Here is a 15,269-nt window from a genome sequence, read left to right as displayed (position 1 = left end):
TAAGCGGAATCAAAAAGTAAAAATTTCATTATAATTTTGCAGGTTTCTACTTTCTATTCTCATTTTCAAGTAAAATAGAAGAGTAGCTGTGAAATGGAGGCAATTAGATTGATAGGACAGACCGTAGAAAAAATATTACTCGAGAATCAAGAAAATTTCTTGGTGCCGGCAGAGAATGTGGCATCGGTATTTTATAACCACCCTTTGAGTCACGCATTGCTTGTTTTATCAAAAGTGGGCTATTCAAAGATCCCAGTACTAGATAGTGAGGACCATTTAGTCGGCTTAATCAGCCTCTCAAACATCGTAGAACGAATGATGGATCTCACTGGCTTCAGTATGGAAAATATTGAAGGGCTGACTGTGGCAGATGTCATGGAAGTCAATGTGAATTGCATCAAAGAAAACGATGAGTTGGAAAGTATGCTGCATCTGTTAGTGGATCAAGCATTCTTGCCGATCGTTGATGATGACAATGTCTTTGTTGGGATTATCACTCGCAAAGAGATTTTAAAATCCGTCAATCATTTGGCGCATGAAATCGAAAGACGCTATTTGCTGATTTCGAAAGAAGATGCCCCAAAGATGACAGATGAACTGCATGTGGTATAGAAAAAAGGTTATCCCAGTTTCGGGATAACCTTTTTTTAAATACCGACGATCGGCGCATTGGGGATCGTATAGCCTTTGGCAGTTAATGCATCGATCGATGCGGCCAAAAATTCCTCTTTGATTTTCCATTGCGTACCGTTGGTCACATACATGGTCGTGCGAATTGCAAAGTTGTTGTTCCCTAGATCCACCAGACCGAAGACCGTAGGGGCCGTTTGAATCTCTTCTTCGTGCTGCTGAGCAATCTGTTCATTGACTTCTTCAATGATGGCACGTATTTCATCTAAGCCTTCAGATGGTAAGATACGTACGTCTACCACGACTTGCATATTGGCTCTTGATGTATTACTGATGGTCGTGATGTTACGATTTGGGATATAATGAACGGTTCCGTCAACGGATTTTAATTGAACAGTCCGAATACCGACGGCCGTCACCGTACCTTCAAGCGTCAGATTGGTCAAGCGGACGTAATCACCAACGTTGATTTGTTGTTCGGTAATAATAAAGAAGCCAGTAATCAAGTCGTTCATAAAGCCTTGGGCGCCGAGACCGAGGGCGACACCGACGACTCCGGCACCGGCTAGTAGCGAGCCTACAGGTACGCCGATGGTTGAAAGGAGAGCATAGACAAAAAAGAAGCCTAATGTGTAATGAACCGTATTGCGGATCAGGGTATGGATCGTGTTGATTCGACTCACATTGAAGGTGGCTTTTTTTTCATAGGACCGATAGATCCGGTCAATGATCATGTTGCTTATTTTTAATAAAATTCCGAATAAGATACACAAAAAAAGCAGCATCAGTGCTTTTTGGATCAGTAGGCCAATGATCGATTCCCAGTCGATCGATGCCCACCATTTTTGTAATGCATTGAGCTGAGCAGCTGCTGGTTCGGTAATGCTGGAACCACTTGAATCGGTCGTGCTAGCTGCAAGTAGCAGTTGTTTCATAAAATCCCTCCAAGTCTTACTGCATCTATTTTAACCAAGATAAAATAGAAATGCAAAGGAGGTTTTCTGAAATATCTGTTTTTTTCAGAAAAAGCCTGCTTAGCCAACGGGTAGGCAAATAGCAGACTTTTCTATGACAATTATTGATTAAGATAAATGAACGCCTTTATCAACAAAAATCACTTCGCCGATAATCCCGCTTGATAATGGACTGATCAAGAAGGCACAAGTATTGCCCACTTCTTCAATCGTCACACCAATATGATCAGGTGTTCGATCCTCTGACAATTGGATCAGTTTTTGATAGTCTTTTACACCAGTTACTGCCAGCGTCTTGATGGCACCAGCTGAAATCGCATTGACGCGGATTTTTTGCGGTGAAAGTTCGGCAGCTAAATAGCGAACGCTTGATTCTAAAGCGGCTTTTGCAATTCCCATCATATTGTAGTTCGGTACTGCCCGTTCGGCACCTAAGTAGGAAAGGGTAACGATTCCAGCATTTTCAGCTAAGATTGGTTTGGCATATTTGGTGACGGCAATCAATGAATAACTGCTGATGTCTTGCGCCAAAGCATAACCGTCACGAGAAATATTCAAAATATCGCCAGATAGATCTTCTTTATTGGCATAAGCAACGGCATGGACAACACCATGGATCTCACCTGCATATTCTTTGATCGTTTCAAAGGCGGAAGCAATGCTTTCGTCATTGGCGACGTCACATTCCACTACAAATTCATCAGATTCCAATAAGCGCTCTAAAGGCTTTTTCATGCGGTCGTTTTGATACGTGTAGATCACATCGGCTCCTTGTGCTTTTAATGCTTGTGCACAGCCCCAAGCGATACTGCGTTTGTTAGCAACGCCCATGACGACAACTTTTTTACCGGTTAAAAAACTCATAATTCCACTCCTTAATAAATTCAACAATAATAAAATACGTATAATGACAAATAGTAAATCAAACTATCTTGATTTCTAATTATTAAGCATAATTGTTTGATTGTCAAACTATTTTTTTCTTAATAAATATTTAGTTGCGAATTTCGCTGAACTATGATACTTTGATAATCAAACTATAATAAATTCTTAAGCAAGGAAGGGAAACCATGAAAAAACTATTGACTGAAACAGAAGTCATGGATTTGATTCCAAATCGCTACCCAATTATATATATTGATTACGTCGATGAAATCGAGTCTGGCAAAAAGATTATCGCAACGAAAAATGTCACCATCAACGAAGACTTTTTCCAAGGACATTTCCCAGGAAATCCAGTAATGCCAGGTGCCTTGATTTTAGAAACATTGGCACAAGCAGGATCGATCCTGATCTTGAAATCCGAGGAATTCCAAGGTAGAACGGCGTATATCGGCGGCATCAACAAAGCCAAATTCCGTCAAAAAGTTGTTCCGGGAGATACCATGAAACTTGTTTTCGAGATCACTAAAATCAAAGGCTCTGTAGGAACTGCTGATGCGGTCGCTACAGTGGACGGCAAAAAAGCTGCGGAATGCGAATTCACCTTTATCGTTGGCGACCAAAAATAAAAGACAACCGCTGAAATTCCCGAATATCGGAGACTTCAGCGGTTTTTTATTTATTCTTTGGCTTCTTGTAAGACCTTGATCGTTTCGATCTTCACTGGCTCAACTGGTTGAGAATTCTCACCATTGCCAGAGTCTTGGGTTTCTGCTTGCGCAATTTTATCTACGACATCCATGCCTTCGATCACTTGACCAAATACAGTATAGCTGCCGTCCAATCGTGGTGTTCCACCATTTTTGTAGGCTTCGATGATTTTTTCAGGATAGTGTTGGATCGCTAGACCGTCGGATACATCTTGATCATTTTGAACGATGTAGAACTGACTGCCTTGGCTGTTTGGCGCACTTGATTTTGCCATTGCTAATGCGCCTCGCAAGTGATAAAGCTGGTTGGAGTATTCTTCGCCGAATCCTTCGCCCCAAATGCTTTCTCCGCCAGTGCCATCACCATTAGGGTCGCCCCCTTGGATCATAAACTCTTCTACGACACGATGGAAAGTCAAGCCGTCATAATAACCATCTTTGGCATGGGTCAAAAAGTTTTCGACTGCTTTGGGCGCGATCTCTGGGAAAAGTTTGATTTTGATCGAGCCTTCTTCCGTCACCATTTCAACTAAAGCTTCATTCTCTTGCACATCCGTTGATAATTGCGGCAATTCCAGGGCATTCAAGTCAACGGATTCTGAGGTTGACGTGCTTTCTGCTGAATTGCTTGATGAGGGATCGGTGGTACTTGAACCTGTACAAGCAGCTAATAATAAAAGGCTAGCAGCTGCTGTCAGTGTGAATAGGATTTTTTTCATTCTTTCATTCCTTCCAGTTTTCTTAATGATAATCATAACAAAAAAGAGACATAGAAGAAAGCGCAGATTTTGTGGAATGAGAAAGAAACAGACGGAAAGGTGTAGACCACTTTTTAGATGTTTGCTATAATGAAAGAGGATTCATTATAATAAACGGATAGAATTTACAGGAGGTTTTTTTGATGGGAAAATTAGGGATATCGATTTATCCAGAGCGCTCAACGTTTGAAAAGGACAAAGCGTATCTAGACTTGGCACACAAATACGGCTTTAAACGGGTATTTACCAGTTTGCTGCAAATCAACGATGACAAAGAAAAAGTCTTGGCAGACTTTAAGCAAGTCGTGGATTATGCCAATCAGTTAGGAATGGAAGTCATGGTAGATATCAATCCTGGTTTATTCGAACAGCTAGGTATTTCTTATGATGATTTATCCTTCTTTGATGAGATGGGGGCTTACGGTGTTCGGTTAGATATTGGTTTCACTGGTTCAGAAGAAGCCAAAATGACCCGTAATCCTTACGGGATCAAAATCGAAATCAACATGAGCAGCGGCACGAGCTACGTGGATAACATCATGAGTTATTCACCTAATACTGAAAATTTACTCGGTTCGCATAACTTCTATCCTCATCGCTATTCAGGGTTAGGCTATGACCATTTTGTTTTTTGCTCGGAAAAATTCCGCAAATACAATTTAAATACGATGGCTTTCGTGAATTCTCACGAAGCTGATTTCGGTCCATGGCCAACACAAGATGGTTTATGCTCTTTGGAAGACCATCGTGATCTGCCACTAGCTACACAAGTCAAACATTTAGTGTTGACTGGTTTGATCGATGATATCTCTATTGGCAATGCCTATGCTTCAGAAGCAGAATTGGCAGCAATGGCTGAAGCGTTTCATGCTGATTATCCGACATTAAGAGTCGATGTCGTTGACGGAATCACTGAAGATGAACGAATTTGTCTCTTCGATAATCTGCACAGCTATCGAGGAGATCGCTCAGAGTACATCTTGCGTTCAACGATGACGCGGATCTATTATAAAGACAAGGAATTTCCACCTCATGATACCCGTGATATGGTAAGAGGGGATGTCTTGATCGATAATGCTGGCTATGGACAATACAAAGGTGAGACGCAAATCGCCTTGAAAGCAATGAAAAATGATGGTCGCGTCAATGTCGTTGGTAAGATCGCTGATGAGGAACTATTCTTATTAGAATTTTTGAAACCTTGGTCAAGTTTTAAATTGGTCGAAAATAACTAATTATCACGAGAAATCAATCATTGCCAACAAAGCGTGTTGGCAATGGTTTTCTTTTTGGGCGCTTGCAATTGACAAACACGAGCAAAAAACGGTAATTTATGTAGTGGGTTCTTTCCATGAAGAACGTTGAAACCATAATAATATTATGTAAACTATATAACAAGAGGACGTGACAAGTGTGAAATTGCGCTGGAAGATTGCCATCGGAGTGGCTGTATTAGCAATTGCAGGATTAGGGTATGCAGGAAACTATTTTTACGATTATGCGGTGGTTCCTTCAGAAAAAGATTTTTTGGAAGGAGATACCCCTGGTACGAATGAAAATCAGACAGGAAATGAATCGCAAAATTGGTTTACAGATCCAGCAAATCGTGAGATGTGGCAGCTGACTTCTGAAGATGATTTAAAATTATCCGCCATTTATCTACCGGCGGAGGAGAAGAATCGAGGAAAAACGGCGATCATCGCGCATGGCTACATGGGGAATGCAGAAACGATGGCGGACTATGCTAAGATGTATCATGATTTAGGCTATAATGTCTTGGTTCCAGACGCTCGAGGGCATGGTCAAAGCGAAGGAGATTATATTGGTTTTGGGTGGCACGAACGTAAGGATTATCTGCAATGGATCGATGAAGTACTCGCAAAAAATGGTCCTGAAGAAACGATCACTTTGTATGGCATCAGTATGGGGGCTGCCACGGTAATGATGACCAGTGGGGAAGACTTGCCGAAAAATGTCACTTCTATCATTGAAGATTGTGGGTATACCAACGTCAATGAAGAATTGGGGTATCAACTCGATCAATTGTTTGGTCTACCTGCCTTTCCATTGATGAATGTCACTAGCCTTGTCACAAAAATCCGAGCGGGGTATTTCTTTGGTGAAGCAGATGCAGTCAAACAACTGCAAAAGAATACGCGTCCAATCTTTTTTATCCATGGCGATGCGGATACGTTTGTTCCTTATTCGATGCTGGAAATTTTGTATAACGCGACCGATGCACCAAAAGAAAAGTGGGTTGTTTCAGGTGCCGAGCATGCGAAAAGCTACAAAACAGATCCAGCGCTTTACAAAGAAAAAATTGCAGCTTTTTTGGACAAATACGATCACCCAGCAAGTGAATAAAAAAGTGCCGGTTCAAAAAAAGAACCGGCACTTTTTGCTTGACCCTTGGCTTATAAACGAGCAAATTCTTCTAGCAAACGAATCATTTGGCAAGTAAAGCCATATTCATTATCATACCAAGCGACGGTTTTCACCAGTTGGAAATCGCCAGCCGTGGTTACTTCTGTTTGTGTCGGATCAAAGATAGAACCTTGGGTGGTACCAATCACATCTCCAGAGACGATCTCACGGTCATCGTAACCGAATGACGGATTATCGACGGTGTGTTTTCTGATCGCTTCATTGACTTCATCGGCGGTTACTTTGGTTTTCAAAATTGAGACTAATTCTGTTAAAGAACCATCGACGACAGGAACCCGTTGGGCGTGTCCTTGTAATTTGCCATTTAATTCTGGGATAACTAGACCGATCGCTTTAGCAGCACCCGTCGAGTGAGGGATCGTGTTATCTGCAGCGGACCGAGCGGCTCTTAAGTTTCCGCCTTTTACCGGACCATCCAATAGCATTTGTGTAGAAGTATAGGCATGTACCGTCGTCATCGTACCAACTTCGATCCCGAATTCCTCATTTAAGAAGTAGGCCATCGGAGCTAAGCAGTTGGTCGTACAAGAACCTGCGGATATGATAGTATCCTCTGGTGTTAACGTGTCGGAGTTGACATTGTAAACGATCGTTTTCATATTACCAGCTGGTGCGGAGATAACGACTCGTTTGACACCCGCATCAAGATGGGCTTGTGCTTTTTCTGCAGAAGTGTAAAAACCCGTGCATTCTAAAACGATATCGACGCCATTTTCTTTTGCCCAAGGGATTTTGCTTGCGTCTGGTTCAGCGTACACACGGGTCTCTTTGCCATCGACAACGATAGCATTATCCGTTGCAGTAACAGTTCCAGGGTACGTGCCGTGGGTCGAGTCAAATTGCAATAAGTGTGCTAACATGACTGGACTCGTTAAATCATTGATTGCCACAACTTCAATATCGGCAGAAACTTCTTTGATCCTACGAAAAGCCAAACGTCCAATTCGTCCAAAACCATTGATTCCAACTTTTACTGTCATTTCTTGTTTCCTCCTTTGATTGTGTCTGGTACACTTAAAAGTTTGCTACGATTTCAAGTGACTGTCAAAGAATAACCCTTAAGAATTCGCGATTTCTTACGGAAACCCATGAGAAAAGATAGACAAAAGACGTTTCGGTCGTTACAATAAAATAGACTTTCTTATTAGAGAAATAGTAACCACTTAAGGTGAGATAACTGATAATCAAAAAGTATAGAAGGTAGTAAAAAAAGAATGGAGGACAAATAATGTCCATGTTTTTAGATCAAGTGACAATCGATGTCAAAGCAGGAAAAGGCGGCGACGGAATGGTTGCTTTTCGCCGAGAGAAATATGTCCCAGACGGCGGACCCGCAGGTGGTGACGGTGGACGTGGTGGTGATGTCATTTTAGTCGTAGACGAGGGTCTGCGTACATTAATGGATTTCCGTTTTAATCGTCATTTTAAAGCGCAACCCGGGGAAAACGGCATGAGTAAAGGAATGCACGGTCGTGGCTCAGATGATACCTACATCAAAGTACCACAGGGAACGACCGTTCGTGACGCTGAAACAGGTGCCTTATTAGGTGATTTGATTGAGCAAGGCCAAACATTAGTGATTGCTAAAGGTGGCCGTGGCGGCCGTGGCAACATTCGGTTTGCCTCTCCGAAAAACCCAGCCCCAGAATTAGCTGAGAATGGAGAACCTGGTCAAGAAAGAAAAATCGAGCTCGAATTAAAAGTTTTAGCAGATGTTGGTCTAGTTGGTTTCCCTTCAGTTGGGAAGTCTACATTACTTTCTGTGATTTCCTCTGCTCGACCAAAAATTGGTGCGTATCATTTTACCACGCTGGTACCAAATTTAGGTATGGTAACAACTACTGATGGCCGTAGTTTTGCGGTCGCTGATCTACCTGGTCTGATCGAAGGAGCCTCACAAGGGGTTGGTTTAGGGACTCAGTTTTTACGCCATATCGAACGGACCCGCGTCATTTTACATGTGATCGATATGAGTGGCATGGAAGGACGCGATCCATACGAGGACTATTTGTCCATCAACAATGAATTGTCGACCCATAACTTGCGCTTACTAGAGCGACCACAAATCATCGTTGCCAATAAGATGGATATGCCGGATGCTGAAGAAAACCTAGCCCTTTTCAAAGAGCAGCTGGCAAAAGAAAAAACGGATGAGTTCGCGGATGAACCAATGATTTTCCCAATCTCTGGTGTCACTCGTAAGGGAATCGATGCCTTGTTGAATGCGACAGCGGATCTATTGGAAGTCACCCCTGAGTTTCTTTTATACGATGAAGAAATGGAAGAAGATGTTGTTCATTATGGCTTCCAATCGGATGAACCAGAGTTCTCAATTGATCGCGATCCTGATGCAACTTGGATCTTGAGCGGTGAAAAAATCGAAAAACTATTCCAGATGACGAATTTTGATCATGATGAGACCGTGATGCGTTTTGCTCGTCAGCTGCGTGGTTTAGGTGTCGATGAAGCGTTACGGGCGCGCGGTGCCAAAGACGGCGATATCGTTCGGATCGGCAACTTCGAGTTCGAGTTTGTCGAATAATCGTTTAAAAGAACATCATTTGCCTAAAAAATACCTTTTTAGCTGCAGTGGATATGACTACCGATCATTGATTTTCACTAAGAAATCAATGATTGGTAGTCTTTTTGGTTTCTTTTTTCATTTAAATGATTTACTGTTAAAATAAAGAAGAGAACAAATAAACCAAAGGGAGCGATTTTTATGTCAAAACGTGTCATTGTAATGAATTTTGATGCCAGTGCCAAAGCGTACCAAGCCTTTTCGGAAGTGAAACGGATGCATATGGAACGGAAGATCAAAGGGGAACAAATGGCGGTTCTTACCCACACCAATGAAGGCGTGCATCAATTTAAAGTCGAGGACTTTCTCGATTTTACTGGGAACAATAAGACATCAACGGGTGGATTGATCGGGATGCTCGTTGGTGTGCTAGGCGGACCTTTAGGAATCATGCTGGGCTGGTTTGGTGGCAGTATGATCGGTGCTACTCGTGATGCAAAAGAGATCCAAAATGCGCAAATGCTTTTTGAACATGTCGGAAACCAAATTGGTGTTGGTGATACGGGGTTATTATTGATCGCAGATGAAGAAGACAATCGTCCTTTGAATCAATTGATCATGAATGAATTAGGCGGTGACATTACGCGCTTTGACTACGATGAAGTGGAAGCAGAGATTGAAACGGCTAAGAAAGTCGAAGAATCCACCAAAGCACGCGTTCAAGAAGACTGGAAAAACTCTCATAACGACGCAGAAGATCGCCAATCTGAGAAATAAAATCCACAAGCTTCAATTGCAACTTGATTTCTTTTCCGCTAAAATTGGAAAGAGATGAAAGGAAAGAAGCTTATGGAATTAGAATTTTTAGGAACAGGCGCGGGTGTGCCTGCGAAACATCGAAACGTGACCAGCATTGCGTTACGACTTTTAGATGAACGGAATGCCGTTTGGCTTTTTGATTGTGGCGAAGGGACGCAAATGCAGATTTTGCATTCTACGATTCGTCCACGAAAGATTGAAAAAATTTTTATCACTCATCTTCATGGTGACCATATCTATGGGTTGCCAGGATTGATCAGCAGCCGCTCCTTTCAAGGAGGCGACACGCCTCTAGAGATTTATGGACCCAAGGGGATCAAAGCATACGTTCAAACCGTTTTGCGGATTTCTCAGACCAAAGTCAGCTACCCCTTACATTTTTTCGAGATTGAAGAAGAAGGGATTCTTTTTAAAGATCAGCAATTTGAAGTATCGTGTCTGCGTCTTGATCATGGCATTGACAGTTTTGGTTATCGGATTGTTGAAGCAAGCCATCAAGGGGAATTGCAAGTGCAGGCTTTACTGGAACTTGGGTTGAAACCTGGGCCGCTCTTCGGTCGTTTGAAAAAAGGTGAAGTAGTTACCCTTGACGATGGACGTCAAATCAATGGGGCTGATTTCTTGGGCCAAGCGAAAAAAGGTCGGATCGTGGCGATATTAGGTGATACGCGTAAATGTCAAAACGCCGTACTGCTAGCAGAAGATGCGGATGTATTGGTGCATGAAAGTACCTTTAACAAAGAAGAAGCCAAGTTGGCTCGCGCTTATTTTCACTCGACGACGCGGCAAGCTGCCGAAGTGGCACAAGAAGCTCAAGCTAAGCGTTTGCTGTTGACCCATATCAGTGCGCGTTACGTTGGCAAAGATATTACAAATTTAGTAAATGAAGCAAAAGAAGTATTTCCGAATACGTTGATCGTCAAAGATTTTGATATTGTCGAGATCCCTTTTGCCGGAGAGGAAGAAACAGATGAATTTAGAGAATAAAGTTGTCGTTGTAACAGGTGGCTCTGCTGGACTTGGCGAACAAATCTGTTATGAAGCCGCAAAACGTGGTGCGATCGTCGTGACTTGTGCCCGAAGAACGAATCTGATTGGAAAAGTCAAAGAACAATGTATGGAATTAAGCGGCAAAGAAGCGTATGCTTTTCAATTGGATGTAGCAAATCCTGAAAGTGTGGAGCGCTTACTAGAAAAAATCAATGAAAAAGTTGGTAAGATCGATGTCTTCGTCAATAATGCTGGCTACGGGATCTTTCAAGAATTTACAGAGATGGACCCGGTGGTCATCCGAAATATGTTCGAAGTCAATGTGCTTGGCATGATGGTTTTGACCCAGCAAGTAGCGATCCAAATGGCTGAACAAAAGCATGGTCATATCATAAATGTTGCTTCGATCGCAGGTAAGATCGCTACGCCAAAAACGGCCGTCTACTCTGCAACAAAATTTGCTGTGCTCGGTTTTTCTAACGCATTACGTTTAGAACTAAAACCATTAGGGATCAACGTAACAACGGTCAATCCTGGACCGATCGAAACGGCATTCTTTGACCAAGCAGACCCAAGCGGTAGTTACTTATCGTCGGTGGGCAGCCTAGTACTCGAACCGAACAAATTAGCGCAAACGATCGTCAAAGCGATGATCCATCCAAAACGAGAAATCAATCGCCCACATATTTTAGGCGCTGCTGCGAAACTATATACCCTGTTTCCTTCAATCGGCGATTATATGGCGGGAACGATGTTCAACAAAAAATAGGAGTTGAAGCCCATGAAAAATCAATGGCGTGTTATCGTTGGTATTTTACTGATTTTAGTGATCGTTTTATTTGCCGTTGCAAACAATATGACTGTCCCGATCAACTTTGGCTTCACAACGATTCAATCGCCACTGATCTTAGTCATTATTGGTTCTGCTTTGTTAGGCGCATTGATTTTGCTGCTGGTTTCCACAAGCGCAATGTTCCGCCAAAAAAAAGAACTAAAGCAATTGAGAAAAGAGCTTTCAGATTATCGTTCGAATAACGAGAAGGTTCTCCAAGAACAACGAGAAGCTTTGGAACGGGAATACACGAACAAGCAGGCGGAGTTAGCGGCAAGACAGCAGCAGCTCGATGATCAAGAAGCCCAGCTTTCCTCACGTGCTGCGGGCGCATCCACGCCGCCAACGATCGATGAGGAAATGAAGTCTTTTGAATCGCAAGCCTAAAAGAACGACGTTTCACAAAAAAAGAGTTTGCTAGTGCAAGATTTGCTGCAAGCTCTTTTTTTGTGTTGTAAAACGAGTGCTGTTTCTCTCGTTGTTTTTCTTTTTTGCATAAACTTTGCTATAATATCCTAGTTAGGAGTGATTTGGTGAAACGTGCAAATTTTCATTGGGTGCGTCCGCAAGAAAGCGAAACGACCCCAGTATTTAAAGAGCTGATCCAAGAAAGAAAGCTCCCTGAGCGGATCGGCGCGTTGCTATGGCAGCGAAATATTCGAACAGCAGAGGCGCTCGATGCTTTTTTATCAACGGACCTGCAATATCTTCATGATCCGTTTTTATTTCATGATATGGCTAAAGCCGTGGAACGAATCCATGAAGCGATTTTAAATGGCGAACGAATCTTGATTTATGGTGATTACGATGCGGATGGGATTACAAGCACTACCGTGTTAAAGGAAACGTTGGAATTGCTAGGGGCGGAAGCTGAGTATTATTTGCCTAATCGTTTTACAGTTGGATATGGGCCCAATCTAACTGTCTATCAAGATAAAATTGCAGCAGGGACGCAATTGATCATCACCGTCGACAATGGGGTGTCTGGTCATGAGGCGATTGCTTATGCTCAAGGACAAGGAGTTGACGTGATCGTCACAGATCACCATGAACTACCTGCAGAACTACCGGAGGCGTTTGCTATTGTCCACCCCCGTCACCCTCAAGGAAACTATCCTTTTGGTGATTTGGCTGGAGTCGGCGTTGCATTTAAAGTGGCTTGCGCTTTGTTAGAAGAAGTGCCAGTGGAATTGCTTGATCTTGTTGCGATTGGGACGATCGCTGATATGGTTTCTTTAACCGATGAGAATCGGCTATTAGTCAGCAACGGGTTGAAAATGATTCAGCAATCGGATCGCATCGGACTGAATGAGTTGCTGTCAGTCAGCGGTTTAAAAAAACAAACAGTCAACGAAACAGATATTGGCTTCGCTGTTGGACCACGTTTAAATGCGATCGGTCGTTTGGAGGACCCCAATCCGGCTGTTCGCTTGTTGACTACCTTCGATGAAGAAGAGGCAGTCAGCTTAGCGCAAACCTTGGATACGATCAATCAGCAGCGAAAAACCTTTGTTGAAGAAATCATGAAAGAAGCACAAGAAAAAATCGATCCTGCGAACCATGTTCATTTGGTGGTGGGAGATCATTGGCACGAAGGCGTTTTAGGGATCGTGGCAGGGCGAATCATGCAAAGTACAGGACAACCAGTGATCGTTTTGACCAAAAAAGAAAATGGCTTAGCCAAAGGGTCGGGAAGAAGCATTGCTGCGTTGAATTTGTTTGAAATGCTGTCGACGATGAAAGACATGTTTACTAGCTTTGGCGGCCATCATGCAGCAGTTGGATTAAGTATCCCCATCGATCATTTAGATATGCTGCAAACCCAAATGAATCGTTACGTTGAAGATAATGCCATTGACCTCAGTCAGGGCATCCCCTTAGCGATCGATGAGGAGCTACCGTTAACAGAAGTTTCGATCAGTTTTATTGAATCATTAAAAGTCTTAGCGCCTTTTGGAACGGACAACCCCTTACCGAAATTTTTATTTTCTAATCTGATGACTCAAAATGCTCGCCAGATTGGTTCAGAAAATCAGCATTTGAAGTTAGTGATGAGCGATGAGTCTAACACGCAGCTGGATGTCATTGGGTTTGGTTTTGGAAAAGATTTAGTAGCGTTTGAAAACGACCGCTTATCGATCGTTGGTCAGCTTACCATCAATGAATGGAATGGCAACAAAAAACCGCAGCTCATGTTGGATGATTTTGCAGTGGAAGGGATTCAGCTATTTGATTATCGTTCGAAAAGAAGCCGTCAAGGTGTCTCTCTGGGCAGTCAAACACTAGGCGTTCTTTTCAAGCAGAAACTTCCTCGGGAATTGCAAGGCTTGTGTGGGCAAACCACCATATTTGACTCAGTTACAGCCTTGGAAGATACTTTTCGTGCTGGTCAGTTCCAAGAGATTGCATTTTTAGATTGTCCTGCTGACCCTGCAGTGATCAAAGAGATCGTTCAAGCGCTCCAGGCGTCAAGAGTTGCTTTTGTTTTCTACTCGACAGAAGATGCTTATTTAGATGGGGTAGGGACAAGAGAGCAATACAGTCGTCTCTTTCAACTAATCAAACAGCAGCCTCGTTTGGACATTCGTTACAAACTAAAGATGGTCGCTGACTATCTAAAAATTCCACAAAAATTACTTATTTTCATGATTCAGGTGTTTTCTGAGCTGGAATTTGTTACAATACAAGATGGTGTTTTGAATAAAACTGCTGATCCTGTTTCCCGTCCATTGACGGAGAGTCATTTGTATCAGCAACGACAAAAACTGATCAAAACAGAAGAATTTTTATTAATGAGTGATTTATCAACCCTTCGTCAGTGGTTGACAGTCTAGGAGGAAAGAAAATGGATTTAAAAGAGTATATTGCTAGTATTCCTGATTATCCCCAAGAGGGAATTATTTTTCGGGACATCTCGCCATTGATGGCAGATGGAGAAGCGTATCGGTATGCGACACAACAAATCGTTGAGTATGCACAAGAAAAAGGCATCGATATGGTGGTAGGACCTGAAGCCCGCGGCTTTATCGTTGGTTGTCCAGTTGCGTATCAATTAGGTGTTGGCTTTGCCCCAGTACGCAAAAAAGGCAAATTGCCACGGGAAACGATTGAAGCAGAATATGAAAAAGAGTACGGTGTGGATGTCTTGACGCTGCACGCCGATGCCATCAAACCAGGTCAACGTGTCTTGATCTGTGACGATCTACTAGCAACTGGTGGAACGATCAAAGCAACGATCGAACTCGTAGAAAAATTAGGTGGTATCGTTGTTGGCTGTGCCTTCTTGATCGAACTGATGGATCTACATGGAAGAGACAAGATCCAAGGTGTCGAAATCAAGACGTTAATGGAATACTAAAAAAGCAGAAACAAAAAAGGACTCGTTGGAGTCCTTTTTTGTTTCTGCTGCCTTATGGGCGTATGTAGGGGAAGGATCATGGTTCATAACGATAAAAATCATGATCGTGATAATAATGGCGGTTACGTTTGCGCTCTGCTTGGCGGAATTTCTTTTCATCCCAAAGCATGAACCAAAGCATCATTAGAGGGCAAAAAATCAGAACAGCACTTAAAACGCCAAAATAGCCAATAACAATTCCCATCAATAATACCCACAACATAAAACCAAATCGACGAACTGCTTTCATCTCATTCACTCCTTAAATAATACGAACTTATGTTTGTATACTTATTATACGAATGTTTGTT

Annotated in this window: 16 protein-coding genes; 11 read left to right on the top strand and 5 right to left on the bottom strand. The window is 42.6% G+C overall.

The genetic code is table 11. The features are described 5' to 3' along the window. Nucleotides 1-108: 108 nt before the first annotated feature. Nucleotides 109-612 (top strand): cyclic-di-AMP-binding protein CbpB, encoded by a 504-nt coding sequence (cbpB, locus tag IGI71_RS08965; protein ID WP_005226181.1) that lies wholly within the window; start codon nucleotides 109-111, stop codon nucleotides 610-612. Nucleotides 613-647: 35 nt separating this feature from the next. Here the strand turns inward: cbpB and IGI71_RS08960 are convergent, their stop codons facing one another. Both IGI71_RS08960 and fabI read right to left on the bottom strand, forming a co-directional pair. Further along, complete coding sequence (locus IGI71_RS08960) at nucleotides 648-1,565, bottom strand: mechanosensitive ion channel family protein (protein ID WP_015509767.1); 918 nt, start codon at nucleotides 1,563-1,565, stop codon at nucleotides 648-650. A 147-nt stretch (nucleotides 1,566-1,712) separates the two neighbouring features. Next, the gene (gene fabI, locus IGI71_RS08955; RefSeq protein WP_142973037.1) at nucleotides 1,713-2,468 is read right to left on the bottom strand and encodes an enoyl-ACP reductase FabI; all 756 of its coding nucleotides are present in this window, start codon (nucleotides 2,466-2,468) and stop codon (nucleotides 1,713-1,715) included. A gap of 206 nt (nucleotides 2,469-2,674) precedes the next feature. On the opposite strand from fabI, the gene fabZ reads away from it, so the two are divergent. Next, on the top strand, nucleotides 2,675-3,115 hold the full coding sequence (gene fabZ, locus IGI71_RS08950; RefSeq protein ID WP_005226178.1) for a 3-hydroxyacyl-ACP dehydratase FabZ: 441 nt from the start codon (nucleotides 2,675-2,677) through the stop codon (nucleotides 3,113-3,115). Nucleotides 3,116-3,165: 50 nt separating this feature from the next. On the opposite strand, the gene IGI71_RS08945 is transcribed toward fabZ, so the two are convergent. After that, nucleotides 3,166-3,915: a peptidylprolyl isomerase gene (locus tag IGI71_RS08945; protein WP_010748413.1), complete on the bottom strand. Its 750-nt coding sequence runs from the start codon at nucleotides 3,913-3,915 to the stop codon at nucleotides 3,166-3,168. A 182-nt stretch (nucleotides 3,916-4,097) separates the two neighbouring features. Between IGI71_RS08945 and IGI71_RS08940 the strand changes: the two genes are divergently transcribed. After that, a complete protein-coding gene (locus IGI71_RS08940) occupies nucleotides 4,098-5,189 on the top strand; it encodes a DUF871 domain-containing protein (protein WP_060791964.1) in 1,092 nt (363 codons plus the stop codon). A 178-nt stretch (nucleotides 5,190-5,367) separates the two neighbouring features. Then, nucleotides 5,368-6,318, top strand: coding sequence for an alpha/beta hydrolase (locus tag IGI71_RS08935; protein WP_375354790.1), 951 nt, complete (start codon nucleotides 5,368-5,370; stop codon nucleotides 6,316-6,318). Nucleotides 6,319-6,368: 50 nt separating this feature from the next. Here the strand turns inward: IGI71_RS08935 and gap are convergent, their stop codons facing one another. Next, nucleotides 6,369-7,379: a type I glyceraldehyde-3-phosphate dehydrogenase gene (gene gap / locus IGI71_RS08930; RefSeq protein WP_005226174.1), complete on the bottom strand. Its 1,011-nt coding sequence runs from the start codon at nucleotides 7,377-7,379 to the stop codon at nucleotides 6,369-6,371. Nucleotides 7,380-7,627: 248 nt separating this feature from the next. On the opposite strand from gap, the gene obgE reads away from it, so the two are divergent. The 7 genes from obgE to IGI71_RS08895 all read left to right on the top strand — a co-directional run bounded on the left by obgE (nucleotide 7,628) and on the right by IGI71_RS08895 (nucleotide 14,919). Further along, nucleotides 7,628-8,941: a GTPase ObgE gene (gene obgE / locus IGI71_RS08925; protein ID WP_005226173.1), complete on the top strand. Its 1,314-nt coding sequence runs from the start codon at nucleotides 7,628-7,630 to the stop codon at nucleotides 8,939-8,941. Between the two features lie 180 nt (nucleotides 8,942-9,121). Next, nucleotides 9,122-9,697: a DUF456 domain-containing protein gene (locus IGI71_RS08920; protein WP_010748409.1), complete on the top strand. Its 576-nt coding sequence runs from the start codon at nucleotides 9,122-9,124 to the stop codon at nucleotides 9,695-9,697. Nucleotides 9,698-9,769: 72 nt separating this feature from the next. After that, entirely contained in the window at nucleotides 9,770-10,726 is a 957-nt protein-coding gene (rnz, locus tag IGI71_RS08915; protein ID WP_034857404.1) for a ribonuclease Z, read from the top strand. Next, nucleotides 10,710-11,498, top strand: coding sequence for an SDR family NAD(P)-dependent oxidoreductase (locus IGI71_RS08910; RefSeq protein ID WP_128433004.1), 789 nt, complete (start codon nucleotides 10,710-10,712; stop codon nucleotides 11,496-11,498). Before rnz ends, IGI71_RS08910 begins: the two co-directional genes overlap by 17 nt. A 12-nt stretch (nucleotides 11,499-11,510) precedes the next feature. After that, complete coding sequence (locus tag IGI71_RS08905) at nucleotides 11,511-11,948, top strand: lipopolysaccharide assembly protein LapA domain-containing protein (RefSeq protein ID WP_005226169.1); 438 nt, start codon at nucleotides 11,511-11,513, stop codon at nucleotides 11,946-11,948. A 146-nt stretch (nucleotides 11,949-12,094) separates the two neighbouring features. After that, entirely contained in the window at nucleotides 12,095-14,395 is a 2,301-nt protein-coding gene (recJ, locus tag IGI71_RS08900) for a single-stranded-DNA-specific exonuclease RecJ (protein ID WP_128433006.1), read from the top strand. Between the two features lie 11 nt (nucleotides 14,396-14,406). Beyond that, entirely contained in the window at nucleotides 14,407-14,919 is a 513-nt protein-coding gene (locus IGI71_RS08895; RefSeq protein ID WP_005226167.1) for an adenine phosphoribosyltransferase, read from the top strand. Between the two features lie 76 nt (nucleotides 14,920-14,995). On the opposite strand, the gene IGI71_RS08890 is transcribed toward IGI71_RS08895, so the two are convergent. Next, nucleotides 14,996-15,208: a hypothetical protein gene (locus IGI71_RS08890; protein ID WP_005236082.1), complete on the bottom strand. Its 213-nt coding sequence runs from the start codon at nucleotides 15,206-15,208 to the stop codon at nucleotides 14,996-14,998. Nucleotides 15,209-15,269: the final 61 nt, after the last annotated feature.

This window comes from Enterococcus sp. DIV1279b (assembly GCF_050531515.1).
GTDB classification, from domain to species: Bacteria; Bacillota; Bacilli; order Lactobacillales; family Enterococcaceae; genus Enterococcus_D; species Enterococcus_D casseliflavus.
Note: the sequence above shows the minus strand (reverse complement) of the source record. Positions and strands in the feature narration are given on the sequence as shown.

Bases quoted from the DNA above. Each gene is read 5' to 3' on its own strand.
- IGI71_RS08960 (WP_015509767.1), bottom strand. From the start codon at position 1,565: ATGAAACAACTGCTACTTGCAGCTAGCACGACCGATTCAAGTGGTTCC.
- fabI (WP_142973037.1), bottom strand. From the start codon at position 2,468: ATGAGTTTTTTAACCGGTAAAAAAGTTGTCGTCATGGGCGTTGCTAAC.
- fabZ (WP_005226178.1), top strand. From the start codon at position 2,675: ATGAAAAAACTATTGACTGAAACAGAAGTCATGGATTTGATTCCAAAT.
- IGI71_RS08945 (WP_010748413.1), bottom strand. From the start codon at position 3,915: ATGAAAAAAATCCTATTCACACTGACAGCAGCTGCTAGCCTTTTATTA.
- IGI71_RS08940 (WP_060791964.1), top strand. From the start codon at position 4,098: ATGGGAAAATTAGGGATATCGATTTATCCAGAGCGCTCAACGTTTGAA.
- gap (WP_005226174.1), bottom strand. From the start codon at position 7,379: ATGACAGTAAAAGTTGGAATCAATGGTTTTGGACGAATTGGACGTTTG.
- obgE (WP_005226173.1), top strand. From the start codon at position 7,628: ATGTCCATGTTTTTAGATCAAGTGACAATCGATGTCAAAGCAGGAAAA.
- IGI71_RS08920 (WP_010748409.1), top strand. From the start codon at position 9,122: ATGTCAAAACGTGTCATTGTAATGAATTTTGATGCCAGTGCCAAAGCG.
- rnz (WP_034857404.1), top strand. From the start codon at position 9,770: ATGGAATTAGAATTTTTAGGAACAGGCGCGGGTGTGCCTGCGAAACAT.
- IGI71_RS08910 (WP_128433004.1), top strand. From the start codon at position 10,710: ATGAATTTAGAGAATAAAGTTGTCGTTGTAACAGGTGGCTCTGCTGGA.
- IGI71_RS08905 (WP_005226169.1), top strand. From the start codon at position 11,511: ATGAAAAATCAATGGCGTGTTATCGTTGGTATTTTACTGATTTTAGTG.
- IGI71_RS08895 (WP_005226167.1), top strand. From the start codon at position 14,407: ATGGATTTAAAAGAGTATATTGCTAGTATTCCTGATTATCCCCAAGAG.
- IGI71_RS08890 (WP_005236082.1), bottom strand. From the start codon at position 15,208: ATGAAAGCAGTTCGTCGATTTGGTTTTATGTTGTGGGTATTATTGATG.